Origin of the sequence: Kitasatospora sp. NPDC059646 (assembly GCF_042734615.1) — a bacterium.
Classification (GTDB): Bacteria; Actinomycetota; Actinomycetes; order Streptomycetales; family Streptomycetaceae; genus Kitasatospora.
The window spans coordinates 239227-259110 of the sequence record NZ_JBHWDS010000002.1 but is presented as its reverse complement, the minus strand read 5'-3'; the positions used below and the strand labels follow the sequence as shown (position 1 = coordinate 259110).

Here is a 19884-nt window from a genome sequence, read left to right as displayed (position 1 = left end):
CGCGCAGATCACGTTCGTCGCCCACCGCTCGTGGACCTCCAGGTACTCCCCGTGGTCGACGATCTCCTCGATCACCTTGCGCATGTCGTACGGCCGGTTCCCGTCCGCCGGCACCAGGTCCAGCAGCGACTCGTTGCGCCGCTCCACCGGGTCGTCGCTCGCCACCACCGGCGGCATCTCCCGGTTGTTCTGCGGCAGCAGCGACAGCAGGTACCGCACCTCCTCGATGCACGACTGCTCGTCGTCGTACACGAAGTGCGACACGCCCGACACCGACGAGTGGACGTCCGCGCCGCCCAGGCCGTTCTGGGTGATCTTCTCGCCCGTCACCGCCTGCACCACGTCCGGACCGGTGATGAACATCTGCGAGGTCTCCCGGACCATGAACACGAAGTCCGTCAGCGCCGGCGAGTACGCCGCACCGCCCGCGCACGGACCCAGCATCACCGAGATCTGCGGGATCACCCCCGACGCCCGCGTGTTGCGCTGGAAGATCCCGCCGTACCCGGCCAGCGCCGTCACGCCCTCCTGGATCCGCGCCCCCGCGCCGTCGTTCAACGACACCAGCGGCGCACCCGCCGCGATCGCCATGTCCATGATCTTGTGGATCTTCTGCGCGTGCGCCTCACCCAGCGCACCCCCGAAGATCCGGAAATCGTGCGCATAGGTGAACACCGTCCGCCCGTGCACCGTCCCCCAGCCCACCACCACACCGTCCGTGTGCGGCTTCCTCGCCTCCAGGCCGAAACCCTGCGCACGGTGCCGCCGCAACGGCTCCACCTCGTGGAACGAACCCTCGTCCAGCAGCAGCTCGATCCGCTCGCGCGCCGTCAGCTTGCCCTTGGCGTGCTGCGCCTCGGTGGCCTTCTCACTCGGGCCCCGGCGGACCTGCTCCCGCAGCTCGTGCAGTTCGGCGACCCGGCTACGGGCGTCGGCCGGAGCCTCGCCGCCGACCGGCGCATCGTGCAGGACCGTCATCTCGAACCACTCCAAGGTCACGTGGGCCAGCGAACACCTCTTCTGCTACGACAGTACGAGTCAGTGCACCCGCGTTTCGGCGTCGATTCCGTACAAGGTCGGAAGCCGATCGCTGTAGAGCCCTCACAGAAGGGGGCGCACGGGGCTACTCCCGGGTCGTTCCGGGCAGGGGTCGGGGGATACCCCCCACCGGGATGGTCGGGACCGGTGAATTGGCAGGTCAGCGGCAAGATGGCGGGCATGCGAAGGCCGCCGGAACGGCACCCTCCGAAAGGGGGGCGCGAAGGCCGGCGGCCGACGGGGAAGGCGCTGGAGAACGCCAGGATCGTAGGGATGCGCCAAAAGGCGGGATCAGGCCCGGGAGCCGTCGCCGTCCTCGGGGCGCTCGCGGCGCAGATCCTCCTCGCGGCGGCGCAGGTCCGCCTCCCACTTCTTGAGCATCTCCTCGTGCTGCTGGTTGCCGCGCTTCAGCGACGCCAGGAACTCCGGGTCGTCGTCCGGCGCGAGCTGCCGCGGCCGCTCGTACTCCGGGAACCCGGCCGTCGGCCCCGCCGGCCACGGCGCCCGGCGGCCCCGCGCCCGGGCCCGGTCCTTTCCGGCCACCAGCCAGGCGATCGAGCCGACCAGCGGGAACAGCAGCACGATGATCACCCACACCACCTTCGGCAGGTGGCGGATCTCGTCCTCCGGGGTGGTCAGGCAGTCGATGAACGCCCACACCCACAGGGCCAGCAGGGCCACGGTGGGAACGACTCGCAGAAGCACGGCGCAGAACTCCGAAATACGTTCGAGGGACCCTTGGCGGGGTCAGGTTAGCCCGTATCGGATACTGACAGGTATGGCATACGACGATCTCCGTTCCTTCCTCCGGGCCCTGGAACGGGAGGGCGACCTGAAGCGGATCAAGGTGGAGGTCGACCCCTATCTGGAGGTCGGCGAGATCGTCGACCGGGTGCAGAAGGCCAAGGGCCCCGCGCTGCTCTTCGAGAACGTCAAGGGCTCGGCGATGCCGCTGGCCATGAACGTCTTCGGCACCGAGCGCCGGCTCTCCAAGGCCCTCGGCCTGAAATCCCCCGACGACATCGCCGAGAAGATCGGCGGCCTGCTCAAGCCCGAACTGCCGCACGGCTTCACCGGCTTCCGCGAGGCCTTCGGCAAGCTCGCCTCGATGGCGCACGTGCCGCCGAAGAACGTCAAGGACGCCCCGGTGCAGGAGGTCGTGCTCACCGGCGAGGACGTCGACCTGGAGCAGCTGCCCGCGCTGTTCACCTGGCCCGAGGACGGCGGCTCCTTCTTCAACCTGGGCCTCACCCACACCAAGGACCCGGACTCGGGCATCCGCAACCTCGGCCTGTACCGGCTCCAGCGGCACGACAGGCGCACCATCGGCATGCACTGGCAGATCCACAAGGACAGCCGCAACCACGCCGCGGTCGCCGCCAGGCGCGGCGAGAAGCTCCCCGTCGCGATCGCCTTCGGCTGCCCGCCCGCCGTCACCTACGCCGCCACCGCCCCGCTGCCCGGCGACATCGACGAGTACCTGTTCGCCGGCTTCGTCGCGGGCGAGCGGGTCCGCATGGTCGACTGCAAGACCGTCCCGCTGCAGGTGCCCGCGGACGCCGAGGTCGTCCTCGAAGGCTGGCTGGAACCCGGGAAGATGCTCCCCGAGGGCCCGTTCGGCGACCACACCGGGTTCTACACGCCGCAGGAGCCGTTCCCCGCGCTCACCATCGACTGCGTGACGATGCGCCGCCGCCCGATCCTGCAGTCCATCGTGGTCGGCCGCCCGCCCACCGAGGACGGACCGCTCGGCAAGTTCACCGAGCGCTTCTTCCTGCCGCTGCTCAAGGTGATCATCCCGGACATCGTCGACTACGACCTGCCCGAGGCCGGCGGCTTCCACAACTGCGTGATCGTCTCGATCGACAAGAAGTACCCGAAGCACGCCCAGAAGGTCATGCACGCCATCTGGGGCGCCCACATGATGTCGCTGACCAAACTGATCATCGTGGTGGACGCCGACTGCGACGTCCACGACTACCAGGAAGTCGCCTGGCGGGCCCTCGGCAACGTCGACTACAGCCGCGACCTGTCCGTCGTCGAAGGCCCCGTCGACCACCTCGACCACGCCTCCTACCAGCAGTTCTGGGGCGGCAAGGCCGGCATCGACGCCACCCGCAAGCTCCCCGAGGAGGGCTACACCCGCGACGGCGGCTGGCCCGAGATGGTCGCTTCCGACCCGGCGACCGCCGCCCGGGTCACCCGCCGCTGGAAGGAGTACGGGCTGTGACAGCCGCTGCCGCTTTCGAGGCGCCGCGGAGCAGGACCCGGGCGTTCCTGCGCCTGGTCATGATCGAGCACTCGATCTTCGCCCTGCCGTTCGCCTACATCGCCGCCCTCACCGCGATGTTCCTCGCCGACGGGTCCGTGCACTGGGGCCAGCTGCTGCTGGTCACCGTCTGCATGGTCGGCCTGCGCACCTTCGCGATGGCCGCCAACCGGATCATCGACCGCGAGATCGACGCCCGGAACCCGCGCACCGCGAACCGCGAACTCGTCACCGGCGCCGTCTCGCTGCGCACCGCGTACGTCGGCTCCGCGATCGCCCTGGTGGTCTTCCTCGGCTCCGCCGCCCTGCTCAACACCCTCTGCCTGGTGCTGGCCCCGGTCGCGGTGGTCCCGATGGTGGTCTACCCGTACGGCAAGCGGTTCACCGACTTCCCGCAGGCCATCCTGGGCCTCGCCCAGGCGATCGGCCCGATCGGCGCCTGGCTCGCCGTCACCGGCAGCTGGTCCTGGGACGCGGTCGTCCTCGGCCTCGCCGTCGGCATCTGGATCGGCGGCTTCGACCTCATCTACGCCTGCCAGGACGTCGCCGCCGACCGCGGCATGGGCGTCCGCTCCGTCCCCGCGAAGTTCGGCATCCCCGCCGCGATCACCGGCGCCCGGGTCTGCCACGCCCTCACCACCGCCCTGCTGGTCTGGTACGCCGTCCTCACCGACGCCGGCGCCTTCTTCTGGTGCGGCCTCGCCGTCGTCGCCGGCGCCTTCGTCTACGAGCACACCATCGTCAAGCCGAACGACCTGTCCCGCCTCAACCGGGCCTTCTTCTCCACCAACGGCTTCGTGGGCATCTCCCTCTTCGCCTTCGCCCTGATCGACCTGATCAGCCGTGGCCTGACGGCCTGAGCAAAGAGGGGCGCGGGGAACTGCGCGAGACGGGAGGAACCCGCCGGCAAGATCGCGACACAGGACAATGACCTGCACGTGTTGGCGACCGAGCTGGCGGGTTCCTCCCGTTATTCGCTCGCTCCACCACCCACCCCGTCCCTAGGGTGCTCGCATGCGCGTCCACTACCCCCGGACGCCGCACCTCCCGTGGTCACCGGGTGCGGCGGCGGACGACATCCGCAGCGGCGACCTGTCCGGTCTGGCCGGTCGCGAGGTGGTGGTCACCGAGAAGCTGGACGGCGAGAACACCACGCTCTACCGGGACGGCCTGCACGCCCGGTCCCTCGACTCCGCGCACCATCCCTCCCGGACGTGGGTGAAAGCGCTCCAGGGCCGTCTGGGCTCCCGCATCCCCCAAGGCTGGCGCATCTGCGGCGAGAACCTGTTCGCCCGCCACTCCCTCCCGTACACCGGCCTCGACAGCTGGTTCTACGGCTTCTCGGTGTGGACCGCCGACGACCGCTGCCTGGACTGGGACGCCACCGTCCGCTTCCTGCGCCGTCGCGGTGTGCCGACGCCCCGCGTGCTCTGGCGCGGCCGGTACGACGAACGCGCGATCCGCGCCCTGAAGCTCGACCTGGACCGCCACGAGGGCTACGTCGTCCGCACCACCGAAGGCTTCGGCAGAGCCGATTTCGGCAGCCGGGTCGCCAAGTGGGTCCGCCCGCGTCACGTGCAGACCGACACGCACTGGATGCACGCGGCCGTGGTCGAGAACGGTCTCGGCCCCAACGCCCCGCTCTGGCACGTCCGTTCGGGCGGAGTACCCGACCCGTCCGCGCTGGCCGACGCCGTCGAAGTCGCCGAACTCCCCGCGCTGGACGAGATCGCGGACCGCCTGGACGAACTCGGCCGCACCGGCGACGCCCGGCTGAACGGCATCCTCGCGGCCGGTCTGCACACCGCCCGCCGCGAGCAGCTGATGCCGCAGCTGGCCCCGGCGCTGGGCCTGCGACAGGCCCGCCGGGTGGCCGACCTGGTCGGGCTGCACCCGCAGCTCGCCCGGCCGTACCCGGACGAGGACCGGCGGGCCGGCCTGGTCCGGCTGACGGCCGCCGCCGACCTGGGCGTGCTGCACGCCGTCGCCGCCACCGTCGCGGGCACGGCGGAGGAGCGCGAGCAGGTGGCGTGGTCCGCGCTGCACGCGGAGGACGCGGGACTGCTGGCGCCCGATCCGCTGTCCGCCCTGCGCACCGGCCTCGCGGAGGCCCTGGACGGCCTCCCGCCGGACGTCCGGGACCGCTGCTGGGCGCAGGCCCGGGAGGCGTTCGCGGCGAGCCGGGTCGCCACCGCCGAGGAGGCGGTCGCGGCGACCTGGGCGTGGCGGGACGGCCGGTTCCCGCGCCTGGTGCACCTGTGCGGCCCGGCGGGCAGCGGCAAGTCGACGTTCGCGGCGACGCTGCCCGGCACCCGGATCGCCCTGGACGACCTGCGCACGGCCCGCGGCTCGCGCGCCGACCAGCGCGACAACGCCGCCGTCCTGCGGGAGGGCCTCGCCGCACTGGAGACGGCCCTCGACGGGGCCGGCACGGCGGTGTGGGACGCCACCTCGCTCAACCGCCACCAGCGCTCCCACGTGCAGGCGGTCGCCCGCCGCCGCGACGCCCTGCTGACCCAGGTGGTGCTGGTGGTCGACGAGGCGGAGCTGACCCGCCGCAACGCGGCCCGCGCGCACCCCGTTCCGGCGGAGGTGCTGACCGCGCAACTGCACCGCTGGAGCCCGCCGTACCCCGGGCAGGCGCACCGCACCTGGTACGTCGGCCCGGACGGCACGGTCGAGGACACGGCGGGCGCCCTGGACGGCGAGGAGGACTGAATGCGTCCCATCGAGCAGATCTGCCGGCGCATCCGCTGGGACGACCGGTTCGACCCGGCCCGGTTCGTGCTGGGCGTCCGGCAGCGCGACGACCGGATCAAGTCCGTCCCGCTGGAGTCGTTCACCGCCGCCGGCGAGGTGCCCTGGCACCGGGTGCGCCGGGTGGAGGCCGACGGGCAGGTGGTCTGGGACCGCGACACCGGCACCGACCTGCTCGACACCACCACGGCCGGCCGCCGCACCGCCCCCCGCGGCCTGCCCGCGCCGTTCTTCACCCCGAGCACCCCGCACGCCTGGACGGACCGCGGCTGGCGCCCCGCCGTCGCCGAACCGGCGCTCCCGGCAGAGGAGTTGCGGGTGGTCACCTGGAACACCCTGTGGGACAGGTACGACGCCGAGCGGATCCACACCGCCCGCCGCCGCCCGCTGCTGCTCGCCGAACTCGAAGCCGCCGACGCCGACCTGATCGCCCTCCAGGAGGTCGAACCGGCCCTGGTGAAGCAGCTGCTGGCCCAGCCGTGGGTGCGCGACGGCTACACCCTGGGCGCCGACCCGTTCGCCCGGGAGATCGACGGCCACGGCCTGCTGCTGCTCAGCCGGCTGCCCGTGCTGGAGGCCGGCCGGCACGCCCTCGGCCCGCACAAGGCCGTCACCGCGATCGCCGTCCGCACCGCGGCCGGCCCGCTCACCGTCGCCGCCGTGCACCTCAGCAGCGACCACTCGGCGGACGGCGCGGCCCGCCGCCGCGCCGAACTCGCCGACCTGGAAGCCGGGTTCGCCGCCGTCGAGGGCGACCTGCTGGTCCTCGGCGACTTCAACGACAGCACCGCCACCCCCGCCGACGCCCTCGGCCTGCGCGACGCCTGGACGGAGCTGCACGGCCCGGACGACCGCACCCCGACGTTCGACCCGGTCGCCAACCCGCTGGCCGCGGTCTCCTCGCTGACCGGCCGGGCCGGCCGCCTGGACCGCGTCCTGCTGCGCCCCGGCCGGGCCCGCACCACCGCCGCCCGTCTGCTCGGCGACCGCCCGGACGCCGACGGCCTGCACCCGTCCGACCACTACGGCCTCGCCGTCGGCCTGGGCTTCGGCGCCACCCCCGCCGTCGCGTTCCTGGACGCCCCGCCCACCGCGCGCACCGCCGTCGCCTGGCTGCCGCCCGAGGAGCTGTGGCCGCCGATCCAGCGGCTGCGCGCCGTGTACGACCCGCAGGCCGACCGGTGGCCGCCGCACGTCAACCTGCTGTTCGGATTCGTCGCCGAGCACGAATGGGACGCCGCGCTGCCGCTGCTGGCCGAGGCCGCCGCCGAAGTACCGCCGTTCACCGCCGGGCCGGCGGGCGTGCGGACCTTCGCGCAGCGGCTCGGCCACACCCTCCGGCTCGACCCGGCCGCCTCCGCCGCCGCCCCCTGGGCAGCCCTGCGGCACGCCCTGGAGCGCCGCTTCCCGCGCTGCCGCGCCCGCGCCGAGGGGTACCGCCCGCACCTGACGCTCGGCCGGACCGACGACCCGCACCGGGCCGTCGCCGAGTGCACCGCCGCGCTCGGGCCGATGACCGCCCCCGTCGGCGAACTCGTCGTGCTGTCCCGGCGCGGCGACGGCCCGATGCTCCCGCGCGCCACGGTCGCGCTCGGCACCGGCGAACTCCGCCTCCTCCCCGAGCCGCCCGCCCCGGCACGCGCCGAACCGCCGGTCGCGGCCGCCGAGTTGACGGGCCGGATCGCCGCAGCGCTGCCGGGAGAGGTCCACCTGGTGGGCTCCCGCCGGCTCGGCTGCGCCCTGCCCGGCGCCGACCTCGACCTGGTCGCCGCCCTCCCCGGCCCCGTCGAACCCGCCGCGTTGGCACGGCAGTTGGCCGCCGCACTGCCGGAGGCCCGGAATCTCCGCGAGGTGCGCGGCGCCCGCGTCCCCGGCCTGCGGCTGGACGTCCGCGGCCTGGCCGTCGACCTGGTGCTGGCCCCCGCCGACGGCCCGGCCGAGGACTTCGCGGTCGCGTACAGCGCCGTCACCGACGCCGAGGCGGTGCTCGCCGCCGTCGGCGACCGCCACCGGGCGTTCGCCGCCCTGGCCCGCCGGGTCAAGGCCTGGACCGGCGCGCGTGGCCTGGACGGCGCACCGTTCGGCCAACTCCCCTCCCTCGCCTGGACGGTGCTCGCCGCCCGGACCGTCCGGGCGAGCGCCGCCGACGACCCCGCCGAGCTGTTCCGCCGCTTCACCGAGGACTGGGCCGCCTGGGACTGGCGGCAGCCCGTCACCCTGCTCGGCGAGCCGGCGCCCGCGCACCCCGACCCGGTCACCGTGCTGACCCCCACCGCCCCGGTCCGCAGCTGCACCGCCCAGGTCGGCGCCGGCACCCGCGACCTGATCGCCGAGGAGCTCTACCGCGCCTGGGAACTCGGCCCCGACCACCCGGAGCTGCTCTCCCCGCCCCCGCTGCACCGCCGCCACGCCGCCTGGCTGGTGCTGACCGCCACCCCCGAGCGGCTCGGCCCGGTCAGGGGCAGGCTGCGCGCCCTGCTCGCCGCCCTCGAACCCGCCCCCGGCCTGCACGCCTGGCCCCGCCCGCTGCCGGGCCACCGCCTGGCCGTCGGCCTCGGCCCGCAGCCGCCCTCGCGCGAGGCCCTCGACCGGGTCACCGCCGACTGGCTGCGCGGCCTGCCCGGCGTCACCGCCGCGGTGCTGCGGGGCGGCGAGCTCGACCCGCGGTGAGAGCGGACGCCCGCCGCGCCGATGGGCCATGCTGGAACGAGGGGCCGACGCGACCAGGACGGGGAGCACGATGATCGGCACACTGCAGTGCGTGGTGCTGGACTGCCACTACCCGGCGGGCCTGGCCCACTTCTACGCGGCCCTGCTCGGCGGCGACGTCGACCGGCCCGACCCGCGCTGGTCGACGGACGACGAGTGGTCCACCGTCCACCTGCCCAACGGCCAGGTGCTGGGCTTCCAGCGCGTCGAGGACTTCCGTCCGCCGATCTGGCCCGACCCGGGCCACCCGCAGCAGCTCCACCTGGACATCGAGGTCGACGACGTCGCCGCCGTCGAACAGCGGGTGGTGGAGCTCGGCGCCGAGGTCAAGGACCGGCAGGCCGGCTGGACGGTGTTCGTCGACCCGGCCGGGCACCCGTTCTGCCTGATCCCGCGCCGCTCCGGCTGACCGCGCCCGCCGGCGTCAGGCCAGCGTCAGCACGTCCCCGACCCGCAGCCGCCCCGGCCGGGAGACGGACGCCAGCGCGCCCAGCTCGCAGTCCCGCTCGTGCGCGATGGTCTTGAGGATCTCCGGCGAGTGCGGCAGTCCGGGCTGCGCCGCCCCGACCATCGCGCACCGCACGCTGGCCCGGACGAACGCCAGCCGGACGCCGCCCTTCACCCGGCCCTCCCGGCCGTACCAGGCGTCCTCGGTGAACGGCGGCGTCCCGGGCGGGGTGCGCAGCAGCACGTTCGGCCGGAACCGGCGCTCGTCCACCACCGCGGACGGCACCGCCTCGGTGACCCAGTCCAGGGTGGCGGTGGTCAGCACGCTCACCGGCAGTTCGTCGAAGTGCGACACCGCGTCCTCGCGGGCCAGCCCGACGTCCTCCTGCTCCAGGTAGGCGCGCAGGAAGGCGTCCGGGTCCGGCACCGGCATGCCCAGCGGGTCGAACAGATCCGGGCCGTCGATCCGGCTGCCCAGCCGGGCGCCGAGGCGCAGCAGGCCGTCCATCCGCCGGAACCGCCGGGTGTTCTTGCCCGACCCGAACCTCCCGGACCCGTCGCGCACCGCGTACAGCCGGTCGCCGACCAGGCCGCGCTCCTCCACCTCGACGGATTCGAGCAACTCGCCGCCCGTGGACTTCACGGGGTAGCGCCAGAGGCGCTCGACCACACCGACGATCCGAGACATGGCGGGAGCCTATCGGTGCCCCTCCCGGTGGTCTAGACCAAGTCCCGGCCAGGGTCGGCCACCCGGCCCCGACGGGCCGTCAGCCGATCCGCGCCACCGCCCGCACCGGCGCCCCGTCCGCCGCCGTCAGGCGCAGCGGGAACAGCGACACCTCCACCGGCGCCCCCGCCGCCTGCGCCTCCAGCAGCAGCGACAGGTCGGTCAGGTTCTCGGCGATCACCCCGCCGCCCTCCGGCCCCAGCAGCACCCGGTGCGCCGCCAGCGTCGGCAGCTCCGGCGCCGGATCGTGCTCGTCCGCCAACTCGGCCAGCAGGCTGGCCACTTCGGGATCCGACGGCCCCGGGTCCGGCGTCGGGTCCACCGACAGCGCGTCCACCCCGACGGTCCGCACGCCCGCCGCGACGATCGCCGCCGCGGCCTCCTCGGTCAGGTAGGGGTGCGCGAAGTACCGGTCCGTCCCCCAGTACTTGGGCCACCCCGTCGCCAGCAGCAGCACCGTCCCCGGCCCCGACGCCGCGAGCGCCTCCGCCAGGTGGTCCGCCGTCACCTCCCCGCGGGCCGGCAGCCCGCGCAGGTCCACCACCACGGCGGGCCCGGTGAACAGCTCCAGCGGCAGCCCGTCCAGCGTCGGCCACCGCACGTCCAGGTGGTACGGCGCGTCCACGTGCGTCCCGGTCTGCGACCCCAGGTGCACCGCCAGCACGTTCACCCCCTCCACCTCGGCCGTCAACGCCGCCCGCAACTCCACCTCGGGGTCCCCCGGGTACACCGGCATCCCGGACACCACCGGATGCGTCAGATCCACCAACACGGCTGCCATGGCGACCATTCTCCCGGCGCCGCCGCGTCGCGTCCGCCCGCCCCGCGCACCCGCGACAATGTCCCCCATGAGCAACACCCGTCGCCCCTGGGTCGTCGGCGTCTCCGGCGCCAGCGGCACCCCCTACGCCGCGTCCGTGATCCGTGCGCTGCTCGACGCCGGCGAGTCCGTCGACCTGATCGTCAGCCGGGCCGCCCGGCTGACCATCCTGGACGAGACCGGCATCTCGTTCCGGGACGCCCACTGGCGGGCCGACCTCGCGCAGTGGCTGGGCCGGGACGAGAAGGAGCTCGACGACGTCCGCCACTGGTCCGCGGGGGACTTCGCGGCGGGCCCGTCCTCCGGCTCGTACCCGGCGAAGGGGATGCTGGTCGTCCCGGCCACCACCGGTGCCGCGGCCGGCATCGCGCTGGGCCTGTCCAAGGACCTGCTCCAGCGGACCGCCTCGGTCACCCTCAAGGAGCGCCGCCCGCTGGTGCTGTGCCTGCGCGAGACCCCGCTGACCGGTGCGACGCTGCAGCACCTGGTGGCGCTGGACGCGCAGGGCGCGGTGGTGCTGCCGGCGTCGCCGGGGTTCTACGCCGGGGGCTCCACCGCCCAGGAGCTGGTGGACTTCGTGGCGGGCCGGGTACTGGACGCGGTGGGCGTCCGGCACGCGCTGTACCGGCGCTGGTCGGGCCGCCTGGGGGAGGCGGCGAGCACTCCCGGGGGAACCCCGGAAACCGGGCCGCGCCGGGGCGAGTGAGCGGCCTCGCTACGGGAGAGTATGTTCTCTGGGATACCCCGGTCGATCGGCGCTCGGCGCCTTGGAATCCAGAAAACGATCTTGGTTCTGGAGAGGTTCGGAAGGACGCGGCAGGTAATGGACTCTGTGGACAGACAGCTCATCCAGGCACTTCGTGAGAACGGCCGTGCCTCGTACGCCGAGCTGGGCCGTCTGGTGGGCCTCTCCGGGCCGAGTGTGACGGACCGGATCAACCGCCTGGAGCAGGCGGGCGTGATCACCGGGTACCGGGCGACGGTCAACCCGGCCACCCTGGGCTACGGCGTGACGGCGCTGATCGGTCTTCAACTGACCGACGCCGCCGACCACGACGACGTCTCGCACCGGCTGAAGGACCTCCCGGAGGTGGAGGACTGCTGGTTCATCGCCGGCGACGACTCGTACATGCTGAAGGTCCGGGTCCCGGACGTCGAGGGCCTGGAGTCGGTGGTCAAGCGGCTGTCCGGCACCAAGGGCGTGGCCCGCACCCGGACCACGGTGGTGCTCTCCACGAAGTGGGAGAACCGGGTCAGCGAATTGCCGCTGCACCTCGCCGAGTAGCCGACTAGGGTCGTCACCTCACGAACCGTCAACGCTCCGTCAACTCCCGAGGATGGCCCCCGAATGACCCTGGTCGACCTGGAAGACCTGCGCGCCGCCCAGCGCCGGATCGCCGGCACGGCGGTCCGCACCCCGTTGCTGCCCTGCCCGTGGGCGGAGCGGCCGGACGGGCGCCGGCTCTGGCTGAAGCCGGAGAGCCTCCAGCCGACCGGGGCGTTCAAGATCCGCGGGGCGATGAACCGGCTGGCGGCGCTCACCGCGGAGGAGCGGTCCCGGGGCGTGGTGGCGCAGTCCAGCGGCAACCACGCCCAGGCGGTGGCGTACGCGGCGCAGCGGCTCGGCGTCAAGGCCGTGATCGTGATGCCGGACACCTCGCCCGCCGTGAAGATCGAGAACACCCGCTCGTTCGGCGCCGAGGTGCTGATCGTCCCGGCCGAGCAGCGCGACACCGTCCCGGCCGAACTGGCCGCGAAGCACGGCTACGTGTGGGTGCCGCCGTACGACGACCCGTACATCGTGGCCGGCCAGGGCACGGTCGGCCTGGAGATCGCCGAGGACGCCCCGGACGAGCTGGACACCGTGCTGGTGCCGGTCTCCGGCGGCGGCCTGATCTCCGGGACGGCCGCCGCGCTGAAGCTGGCCTGCCCGGGCGTGCGGGTGATCGGCGTGGAGCCCGAGCTCGCCGCGGACGCCCAGGAGAGCCTGCGCAAGGGCGTGCGCACGGCGTGGACGGTCGACCAGACCTACCGCACCATCGCGGACGGCCTGCGCACCCCGTCCGTGGGCGTGCTCCCGTTCGAGCACCTCACCGCGTACGTGGACGACATCGTCACCGTCTCCGAGCAGGAGATCCGGGACACCGTCGCGATACTGGCCCGCCGCGGCAGGCTGGTCGCCGAGCCGTCCGGCGCGGTCGCCCCCGCGGCGTACTTCCACCGGGCCGAGGAGCTCGGCGGCCGGGTGTTCGCGGCCGTGGTCAGCGGCGGCAACCTGGACCCCGCCCTGCTGGCCGAACTGCTGGCGGCCTAGGCGTAGTCTCGACTTCGGCAACGAATCGAAGTCCCGAGGAGGCGGAGCGCCGCATGGACGCAGGGCTCAAGCGCGAGCTGGAGGCGAAGGTCTACGCCGGTGAGCGGCTGACCCGCGAGGACGGGATCGCGCTCTACGAGAGCGACGACCTGGCCTGGCTGGGCGGCCTGGCCCACCACGTGCGGACGCAGAAGAACGGTGACGTCGTCCACTTCAACGTCAACCGCCACCTCAACATGACCAACGTGTGCAGCGCGTCCTGCGCGTACTGCTCGTTCCAGCGCAAGCCGGGCGAGAAGGACGCGTACACGATGCGCATCGAGGAGGCCGTCCGGCTCGCCAAGGCGATGGAGTCGGAGTCCCTCACCGAGCTGCACATCGTCAACGGCCTGCACCCGACGCTGCCGTGGCGCTACTACCCGCGCTCGCTGAAGGAGCTGAAGGCCGCGCTGCCGAACGTCTCGCTGAAGGCGTTCACCGCGACCGAGATCCACTGGTTCGAGCGGATCAGCGGCCTGACGGCCAGTGAGATCCTGGACGAGCTGATCGACGCCGGCCTGGAGTCGCTGACCGGCGGCGGCGCGGAGATCTTCGACTGGGAGGTCCGCCAGCACATCGTCGACCACGACACCCACTGGGAGGACTGGTCGCGGATCCACCGCCTGGCGCACGAGAAGGGCCTCAAGACCCCGGCCACCATGCTGTACGGCCACATCGAGGAGCCCCGCCACCGGGTCGACCACGTGCTGCGGCTGCGCGAGCTCCAGGACGAGACCGGCGGCTTCCAGGTCTTCATCCCGCTGCGCTACCAGCACGACTTCCACGACTCGAAGGACGGCAAGGTCCGCAACCGCCTGATGGACCGCACCGAGATGGCCACCGGCGCCGAGGCGCTGAAGACCTTCGCGGTGTCCCGCCTGCTGTTCGACAACGTCCCGCACGTCAAGGTGTTCTGGGTGATGCACGGCGTCACCACCGCGCAGCTGGCGCTCAGCCACGGCGCGGACGACATGGACGGTTCGGTGGTCGAGTACAAGATCACCCACGACGCGGACAACTTCGGCACCCCGAACAAGCTCGGCCGCGACGACCTGCTCCAGCTGATCCGGGACGCCGGCTTCCGCCCGGTGGAGCGCAACACCCGGTACGAGGTCATCCGCGAGTACGACGGCCCGGACCTGATGCGCCGGGAGACCCCGCAGGCGATGCGCCTCTGACGCCCGCTCCGCCGCGCCCGGCGGCCGGTTTCCGGCCACCGGGCGCGGCTGTTCCACAGGGGGCGCGCGTGACGAATACGCACTACCGGGGGCGCTTCCCCCCACCGGAGAAGCGCTTCCGGGCGCGTATGCTCACAGGCTCATCACAAGGCCCGGGTTCCACCGCGTCCCCCGGGTCTGGGAGGATCGTCCGCATGTCCGGTTCCCATCGCGCCGCCTCGCACCGCCGCTCGGCCCCCGCGCCGGCCCCCCGGAGCGACGCCGAGCAGACCCAGGGCCGAGCCGCGGGCCGCCGCCGTCGCAAGCCGAAGGCGCGCCGCACCCGCAAGCTCACCGTCGGCACCGCGACCCTGCTGGCCCTGGCGGCCGGCTGGTTCACCGTCGGCCCCGGCCGGACCTTCCAGGGCGACACCGCCAGCGCCGCCCCGGACCGCGAACCCGAGGTCACCCCGATGAAGGCCGCCGAGGGGCACACCGAGGCCCCGGCCGCCGACCGCTCCAGCCGCGACCGGATCACCGCCGTCCCGGGCCTCGGCCCCAGCTGGACGGCGAAGATCCCCGCCGAGACCCGGCAGCTGCTGGTCGCCAGCGGCAAGGACAGGAACTCCTCGGACAACACCGTCACGCTGTGGACCCGCGGCGACGACGGCAGCTGGCAGGCCGGCCAGTCCTGGCCCGCCCACAACGCCTACAAGGGCTGGACCGCCGACCACCGCTCCGGCGACCTGCGCAGCCCGATCGGCCTGTTCTCGCTCACCGACGCCGGCGGCCGCAAGGCCGACCCCGGCTCCAAGCTGCCGTACGACGAGAACGCCAAGTTCGTGATGGGCGGCCGCGGCTTCAACAACGAGCCGCTGGCCGGCTCCTTCGACTACGTGGTCGCGATCAACTACAACCGGGTGGTCGGCTCCTCCCCGCTCGACGGCCGGTTCCCCGAGGGCGCGGCCAAGGGCGGCGGCATCTGGCTGCACCTCGACCACGGCGGCCCCACCCACGGCTGCATCTCGCTCACCGAGGACCACATGGTCGAGCTGATCAAGACCCTCGACCCGGCCATGCACCCGATGATCGCCATGGGCGACGCCCAGTCCCTGGCGGCCTGACCGGTTCCGGTTGTGAGGGCCCTACAGGTTCCGGCACCCGATCCTGTGCCAGGGCGTTACCGCCCGACTCGTCGGTAACCCGGTTGAGTGGCAGTATGACCGCCTCCCGCATCGTGGCGCTGGGCCACTACCAGCCGCCGAAGATCCTCACCAACGACGATCTCTCGGCGATGGTCGACACCGACGACCAGTGGATCCGGAGCCGGGTCGGCATCCGTACCCGGCACATCGCCGAGGACGAGACCGTGGTGGACCTCGCCGCCGGCGCCGCCCAGAAGGCCCTCGCCCACGCGGGAGTGACCCCGGACCAGATCGACCTGGTCGCCGTCGCCACCTGCACCGCCGTCGAACGCAGCCCCAACACCGCCGCCTCCGTCGCCGCCCGGCTCGGCATCCCCACCCCGGCCGCCTACGACCTGAACACCGTCTGCTCGGGCTTCTCGTACGCGCTGGCCACCGCCGACCACGCGATCCGGGCCGGCGCCGCCACCCGCGCCCTGGTGATCGGCGCCGAGCGGATGTCCGACGTCCTCGACTGGACCGACCGCACCACCTGCGTGATCTTCGCGGACGGCGCGGGCGCCGCCGTCCTGGAGGCCGTCCCCGACGAGCAGGCCGGCATCGGCCCGGTGGTGTGGGGTTCCGAGCCGGAGAAGGGCGAGGCGGTGGTGATCCGCGGCTGGCAGCCGGTCATCAGCCAGCAGGGCCAGACCGTCTTCCGCTGGGCCACCACCCAGGTCGCCCCGCTGGCCCGGCAGGCCTGCGAGAAGGCCGGCCTGGACCCGTCCGAACTGCGCGGCTTCGTGGCCCACCAGGCCAACCTGCGGATCATCGACGCGATCGCCGGCCGGCTCGGCCTGGCCGAGGACGCGGTGGTCGCCCGCGACGTGGTCGACTCCGGCAACACCTCCGCCGCCTCCATCCCGCTCGCCCTGTCCAAGCTGGTCGAGCGCGGCGAACTGCACAGCGGCGACCCGGTGCTGCTGTTCGGCTTCGGCGGCGGCCTGGCCTACGCCGGCCAGGTGGTGCGCTGCCCCTGACCGGAACGGACCGGCCCGGAACGAGCCGCAGGGGCGGTCGGGAGACCTTTCTCCCGACCGCCCCTGCGTTTCGTTGTAGGTGCGGATGACGCCCTGCGGTACGTCGGCGAACCTCCCCCGAGGACACGGCCGCGTCCGACGCACCCCGGACAGGAACCGGGGCGGGCGCCATTGGACTGGGCTGAGTGTTACTTCGGCGGCTTCTTTCCGGTGACTCCGAGGTACACCTGGAGCGCCAGGTTGGGCTTGAGGTCCTTGACCTTCACGCCCCACGAGGTGAACGCCTTCGAGTGCTCCGCGGCCGCGGCCAGCAACGTCACCAGGGAGCCGGCGACCGCCGACCCGTCGACCGTCTTGTCGGTCTTGCCCTGGGTGTTGCGAACCGCCTCGGCGAGCGGAGCCGCCACCGAGTTGAGGACCTTCATGCGGATCTTGAAGAACCGCTTGTCCCCTTCCGCGGCACCGAGTGTGACCACTCGGAGAATGGCGTCATTCTTGCGCCAGAAGGCGAGGAATCCGTCCACCAGTTCTTCGGAAGTGGTGAAGCCGGTCTTTCCCGCCCAGGACTTTCCATCGACGAGCTCTTTGAGCCCGCCGCTGTCCTCGGCCATTTCCTCGGCGATCTCAAGGACTGCGCCCTCGACATCCGGGAAGTACTGGTAGAAGGTCGCGGGGGAGGTACCCGCCATACGGGCGACGTCGATGACCTTGACGTCCCGGTACGGCGACGTGCTGAGCATCTCGCGGAGGCAGTCGAGCAGCTTCTGCCGCGTCTCCTGTCCGCGCCGCCCGGCGACGCGACCGTCGACGGTGCGAACTTGTCCTGTCATGCCGTCAGCTTACCGTGGCACGATCTTGGCGCGATTCGGTAGTGCGACTATTAGTCCGCCCGTGCGGAGAATCGACGGCTTTTCAGCGTGTGTTGTTGCCCCCCCGTGCACTGATGACCCCACAGCGTGACGACAAGTCAGCTCCGAAGGGTTCGGCGGACCCCGCGCACCCCCGCCGGCGCGGCCGCTCCGGCCGACCGGGGCGGGTGACACGGGCGGGGGAGATTGGCTCCAGGACGGCGGGCATTGGAGAATCGGGGGCGCGCCACCGCCGGGGGGCGTTGGCGGAAGGGGAGGTGGCTGCGGAGTGGACCAGCTGACGGCGCACGATCCGAGGCGGATCGGGCCCTTCGAGGTGCTGGCCAGGCTCGGCGCGGGGGGAATGGGGCTGGTGTACCTGGCCCGCTCCGCCTCGGGTCGCCGGGTCGCCATCAAGACCGTCCGCAGCGAACTGGCCGAGGACAACCTGTTCCGGGTCCGCTTCGCCCGCGAGATCGCCGCCGCCAAGACCGTCGGCGGCTTCTACACCGCCGCCGTGGTGGACGCCGACGCCGACGCCGCGGTGCCCTGGCTGGCCACCGCCTACGTGCCCGCGCCCTCGCTGGAGGACCTGGTCACCGACTGCGGGCCGCTGCCCGCCGACGCGGTGCGCTGGCTGACCGCCGGCATCGCCGAGGCGCTGCAGTCCATCCACGCCGCCGGACTGGTGCACCGCGACCTCAAGCCGTCCAACGTGCTGGTGGTCGAGGACGGCCCGCGGGTGATCGACTTCGGGATCGCCGCCGGCGTGTCGAGCACCCGGCTCACCATGACCAACGTCGCGGTCGGCACCCCCGCCTACATGTCGCCCGAGCAGGCCCGCGACAGCCGCAGCGTCACCGGGGCCAGCGACGTGTACTCGCTCGGCTCGCTGGTGGTGTTCTGCGCCACCGGGCACCCGCCCTACCGGGGCACCAACCCGGTCGAGACGGTGTTCCAGCTGCTGCGCGACCAGCCCGACCTGAGCGGGCTGCCCGCCGAGCTGGTCGACCTGGTCCGGGCCTGCATGCGCCCCTCGCCCGAGCACCGGCCGACGCCCGCCCAGATCCAGGCCGAGATGGCCCCGCACCTGTTCTCCCGGGCCGACGCCTCCGGCGAGGCCGGGGACTGGCTGCCGCCCGCCGCACTCGACCTGATCGAGGCCAAGCGCAGCAGCCGCCGCCCCGTCAGCCAGCCGCCGCAGCCCCCGCAGCCGGTCGCGGTGCCGCCGCAGCCCTCCGCGCCGCCGGTCTCGCAGGCCGCGCCGGTCGGGCCGGTCGGCCTGCCGTCCGAGGCCGAGGTGGCCACCGAGCGGATCCGGCCGCACGCGCGGCCGGCGCCCGGCGGCGACGGCGAGATCCGGCTGGCCGGCGCGAACGTGCCGATAGGACCCGGGCCGCGGGTCGAGCCGGTCGCTCCGTCCGCCGCCCCCGTCGGCACCGACTGGGTGCGCCGCACCTCCGCCCCCGCCGCCCCGCCGCAGCCGCCCGCCGCGCGCTGGCGGCCCTGGCGGTTCCGGATGTCCAACGACGTGTGGGGCACCCCCGTCGTCGCCGACGGGACGCTGTTCGTCTCCAGCTTCGAGGTGCACGCCCTGGACATCGGCTCCGGCGAACGGCGCTGGAAGACCCGCGACGTCGCCTGGGCGCTGGCCGTCGACGGCGGCCGGGTGCACGCCGCCGACGGGCCGCACCTGTACACCGTGGACGCCTCCGACGGCACCGAGCGCTGGCGCACCTCGCTGGACGGCTGGGTGTACTCGCTGGACGCCGCCGACGGCGTGCTGTGCTGCGGCATCCGCGGCGGCGGCGTGCAGCTCCGCTCGGCCGCCAGCGGCGCCGAGCTGTGGCGCGCGGACGACGCCCAGCAGGAGTACGAGAACCCGCAGTCCGGCCCCGCGCTGATCGCCGGCGCCGCCTACTACCAGGGCTCCGGCCGGCTGCACAGCGTCGACCCGCGCGGCGGCGGGGTGCGCTGGGCGTTCCCGGTCACCGGCAAGGTGCCGGCCCGGCCGGTGGAGCGCGGCGGCGTGCTGTACCTGACGTCCGGTCAGCGGGTGCACGCCCTGGACGCCGCCACCGGCGGCGAGCGCTGGCGGTTCGACGCGCCGGTGGTGCTGTTCACCCCGCCCGCGGTGGACGACCGGGCGGTGTACGTCGCCGACTACCTCGGCACCCTGTACGCGCTGGACGCCGTCACCGGGCACGGCCTGTGGCGCGCCTCCACCGCCTCCCGGCAGGGCGCCGAACCCGCCGTGGTCGCCGACGGCACGGTGCTGCTGGGCTCCGGCGACACCCTGTTCGCGTTCGACGCCGCCACCGGCCGGGAGCGCTGGCGCTACGCCGCCCGCGCGGACCTGGTCGGCTCCCCGGCGGTCGCCGACGGCCTGGTCCACCTGGGCAGCCGCGACCACTCGCTGCACACCCTGGAACTCGCCACCGGCCGGCTGCGCTGGGAGCTCGGCACCAAGGGCGAGCTGACCGGCTCCCCGGTCGCCGTCGACGGCCGGGTCTTCGTCGGCTCCAAGGACCGCTGCGTGTACGCGCTGGACTCGTTCTACGGCACCGCCGTCCCGCACTGAGCCCGGCGGCGGCC

The 19884-nt window shown here is 73.5% G+C and carries 17 protein-coding genes; 12 read left to right on the top strand and 5 right to left on the bottom strand.

Annotation, left to right across the window (positions count from 1 at the left end; translation table 11 throughout):
- Positions 1-978: acyl-CoA carboxylase subunit beta (locus ACFV1L_RS02535; RefSeq protein WP_380362194.1), on the bottom strand; the 978-nt coding region annotated here is incomplete at its 3' end.
- Positions 979-1329: 351 nt separating this feature from the next.
- Positions 1330-1743, bottom strand: coding sequence for a PLD nuclease N-terminal domain-containing protein (locus ACFV1L_RS02530; RefSeq protein ID WP_380362173.1), 414 nt, complete (start codon positions 1741-1743; stop codon positions 1330-1332).
- A gap of 73 nt (positions 1744-1816) precedes the next feature.
- Between ACFV1L_RS02530 and ACFV1L_RS02525 the strand changes: the two genes are divergently transcribed.
- The 5 genes from ACFV1L_RS02525 (at position 1817) to ACFV1L_RS02505 (ending at position 9182) form a co-directional block, all read left to right on the top strand.
- Positions 1817-3268, top strand: a complete 1452-nt coding sequence (locus tag ACFV1L_RS02525; RefSeq protein WP_380362171.1) for a menaquinone biosynthesis decarboxylase — start codon at positions 1817-1819, stop codon at positions 3266-3268.
- The gene (mqnP, locus tag ACFV1L_RS02520; RefSeq protein WP_380362170.1) at positions 3265-4167 is read left to right on the top strand and encodes a menaquinone biosynthesis prenyltransferase MqnP; all 903 of its coding nucleotides are present in this window, start codon (positions 3265-3267) and stop codon (positions 4165-4167) included. Before ACFV1L_RS02525 ends, mqnP begins: the two co-directional genes overlap by 4 nt.
- 154 nt (positions 4168-4321) lie before the next feature.
- Complete coding sequence (locus ACFV1L_RS02515; RefSeq protein WP_380362168.1) at positions 4322-6025, top strand: RNA ligase family protein; 1704 nt, start codon at positions 4322-4324, stop codon at positions 6023-6025.
- A complete protein-coding gene (locus ACFV1L_RS02510) occupies positions 6026-8734 on the top strand; it encodes an RNA repair domain-containing protein (protein ID WP_380362166.1) in 2709 nt (902 codons plus the stop codon).
- Between the two features lie 70 nt (positions 8735-8804).
- Positions 8805-9182 carry a VOC family protein gene (locus tag ACFV1L_RS02505; protein WP_380362164.1) on the top strand — a complete coding sequence of 126 codons (378 nt, stop codon included), beginning with the start codon at positions 8805-8807 and terminating at the stop codon, positions 9180-9182.
- A gap of 15 nt (positions 9183-9197) precedes the next feature.
- Here ACFV1L_RS02505 and ACFV1L_RS02500 read toward each other — a convergent pair whose 3' ends face one another.
- Together ACFV1L_RS02500 and ACFV1L_RS02495 are read right to left on the bottom strand one after the other, a co-directional pair.
- A complete protein-coding gene (locus tag ACFV1L_RS02500) occupies positions 9198-9908 on the bottom strand; it encodes an MOSC domain-containing protein (RefSeq protein WP_380362163.1) in 711 nt (236 codons plus the stop codon).
- A gap of 79 nt (positions 9909-9987) precedes the next feature.
- Positions 9988-10728: a cyclase family protein gene (locus ACFV1L_RS02495; RefSeq protein ID WP_380362161.1), complete on the bottom strand. Its 741-nt coding sequence runs from the start codon at positions 10726-10728 to the stop codon at positions 9988-9990.
- 58 nt (positions 10729-10786) lie between these two features.
- On the opposite strand from ACFV1L_RS02495, the gene ACFV1L_RS02490 reads away from it, so the two are divergent.
- From ACFV1L_RS02490 to ACFV1L_RS02465, 6 genes are all read left to right on the top strand, one after another.
- Positions 10787-11473 (top strand): UbiX family flavin prenyltransferase, encoded by a 687-nt coding sequence (locus tag ACFV1L_RS02490; protein WP_380362159.1) that lies wholly within the window; start codon positions 10787-10789, stop codon positions 11471-11473.
- Between the two features lie 117 nt (positions 11474-11590).
- Positions 11591-12052: an Lrp/AsnC family transcriptional regulator gene (locus tag ACFV1L_RS02485; protein WP_030462120.1), complete on the top strand. Its 462-nt coding sequence runs from the start codon at positions 11591-11593 to the stop codon at positions 12050-12052.
- A gap of 63 nt (positions 12053-12115) precedes the next feature.
- On the top strand, positions 12116-13081 hold the full coding sequence (locus ACFV1L_RS02480; protein ID WP_380362157.1) for a threonine/serine dehydratase: 966 nt from the start codon (positions 12116-12118) through the stop codon (positions 13079-13081).
- Positions 13082-13134: 53 nt separating this feature from the next.
- On the top strand, positions 13135-14298 hold the full coding sequence (mqnE, locus tag ACFV1L_RS02475) for an aminofutalosine synthase MqnE (RefSeq protein WP_035863635.1): 1164 nt from the start codon (positions 13135-13137) through the stop codon (positions 14296-14298).
- Positions 14299-14492: 194 nt separating this feature from the next.
- On the top strand, positions 14493-15401 hold the full coding sequence (locus tag ACFV1L_RS02470) for a L,D-transpeptidase family protein (protein ID WP_380362155.1): 909 nt from the start codon (positions 14493-14495) through the stop codon (positions 15399-15401).
- A gap of 95 nt (positions 15402-15496) precedes the next feature.
- A complete protein-coding gene (locus ACFV1L_RS02465) occupies positions 15497-16441 on the top strand; it encodes a beta-ketoacyl-ACP synthase III (protein WP_380362153.1) in 945 nt (314 codons plus the stop codon).
- A gap of 188 nt (positions 16442-16629) precedes the next feature.
- Here ACFV1L_RS02465 and ACFV1L_RS02460 read toward each other — a convergent pair whose 3' ends face one another.
- Positions 16630-17271, bottom strand: a complete 642-nt coding sequence (locus tag ACFV1L_RS02460) for a TetR family transcriptional regulator (protein ID WP_380362151.1) — start codon at positions 17269-17271, stop codon at positions 16630-16632.
- Positions 17272-17578: 307 nt separating this feature from the next.
- Between ACFV1L_RS02460 and ACFV1L_RS02455 the strand changes: the two genes are divergently transcribed.
- Entirely contained in the window at positions 17579-19870 is a 2292-nt protein-coding gene (locus tag ACFV1L_RS02455) for a serine/threonine-protein kinase (RefSeq protein ID WP_380362150.1), read from the top strand.
- Positions 19871-19884 lie beyond the last annotated feature (14 nt).

What these genes read in the sequence shown, in the direction of transcription:
- ACFV1L_RS02465 (WP_380362153.1), top strand. Translation starts at nt 15,497, where the DNA reads ATGACCGCCTCCCGCATCGTGGCGCTGGGCCACTACCAGCCGCCGAAG.
- ACFV1L_RS02525 (WP_380362171.1), top strand. Translation starts at nt 1,817, where the DNA reads ATGGCATACGACGATCTCCGTTCCTTCCTCCGGGCCCTGGAACGGGAG.
- ACFV1L_RS02515 (WP_380362168.1), top strand. Translation starts at nt 4,322, where the DNA reads ATGCGCGTCCACTACCCCCGGACGCCGCACCTCCCGTGGTCACCGGGT.
- mqnE (WP_035863635.1), top strand. Translation starts at nt 13,135, where the DNA reads ATGGACGCAGGGCTCAAGCGCGAGCTGGAGGCGAAGGTCTACGCCGGT.
- ACFV1L_RS02460 (WP_380362151.1), bottom strand. Translation starts at nt 17,271, where the DNA reads ATGACAGGACAAGTTCGCACCGTCGACGGTCGCGTCGCCGGGCGGCGC.
- ACFV1L_RS02505 (WP_380362164.1), top strand. Translation starts at nt 8,805, where the DNA reads ATGATCGGCACACTGCAGTGCGTGGTGCTGGACTGCCACTACCCGGCG.
- ACFV1L_RS02470 (WP_380362155.1), top strand. Translation starts at nt 14,493, where the DNA reads ATGTCCGGTTCCCATCGCGCCGCCTCGCACCGCCGCTCGGCCCCCGCG.
- ACFV1L_RS02510 (WP_380362166.1), top strand. Translation starts at nt 6,026, where the DNA reads ATGCGTCCCATCGAGCAGATCTGCCGGCGCATCCGCTGGGACGACCGG.
- ACFV1L_RS02500 (WP_380362163.1), bottom strand. Translation starts at nt 9,908, where the DNA reads ATGTCTCGGATCGTCGGTGTGGTCGAGCGCCTCTGGCGCTACCCCGTG.
- ACFV1L_RS02490 (WP_380362159.1), top strand. Translation starts at nt 10,787, where the DNA reads ATGTCCCCCATGAGCAACACCCGTCGCCCCTGGGTCGTCGGCGTCTCC.
- ACFV1L_RS02485 (WP_030462120.1), top strand. Translation starts at nt 11,591, where the DNA reads ATGGACTCTGTGGACAGACAGCTCATCCAGGCACTTCGTGAGAACGGC.
- ACFV1L_RS02480 (WP_380362157.1), top strand. Translation starts at nt 12,116, where the DNA reads ATGACCCTGGTCGACCTGGAAGACCTGCGCGCCGCCCAGCGCCGGATC.
- ACFV1L_RS02495 (WP_380362161.1), bottom strand. Translation starts at nt 10,728, where the DNA reads ATGGCAGCCGTGTTGGTGGATCTGACGCATCCGGTGGTGTCCGGGATG.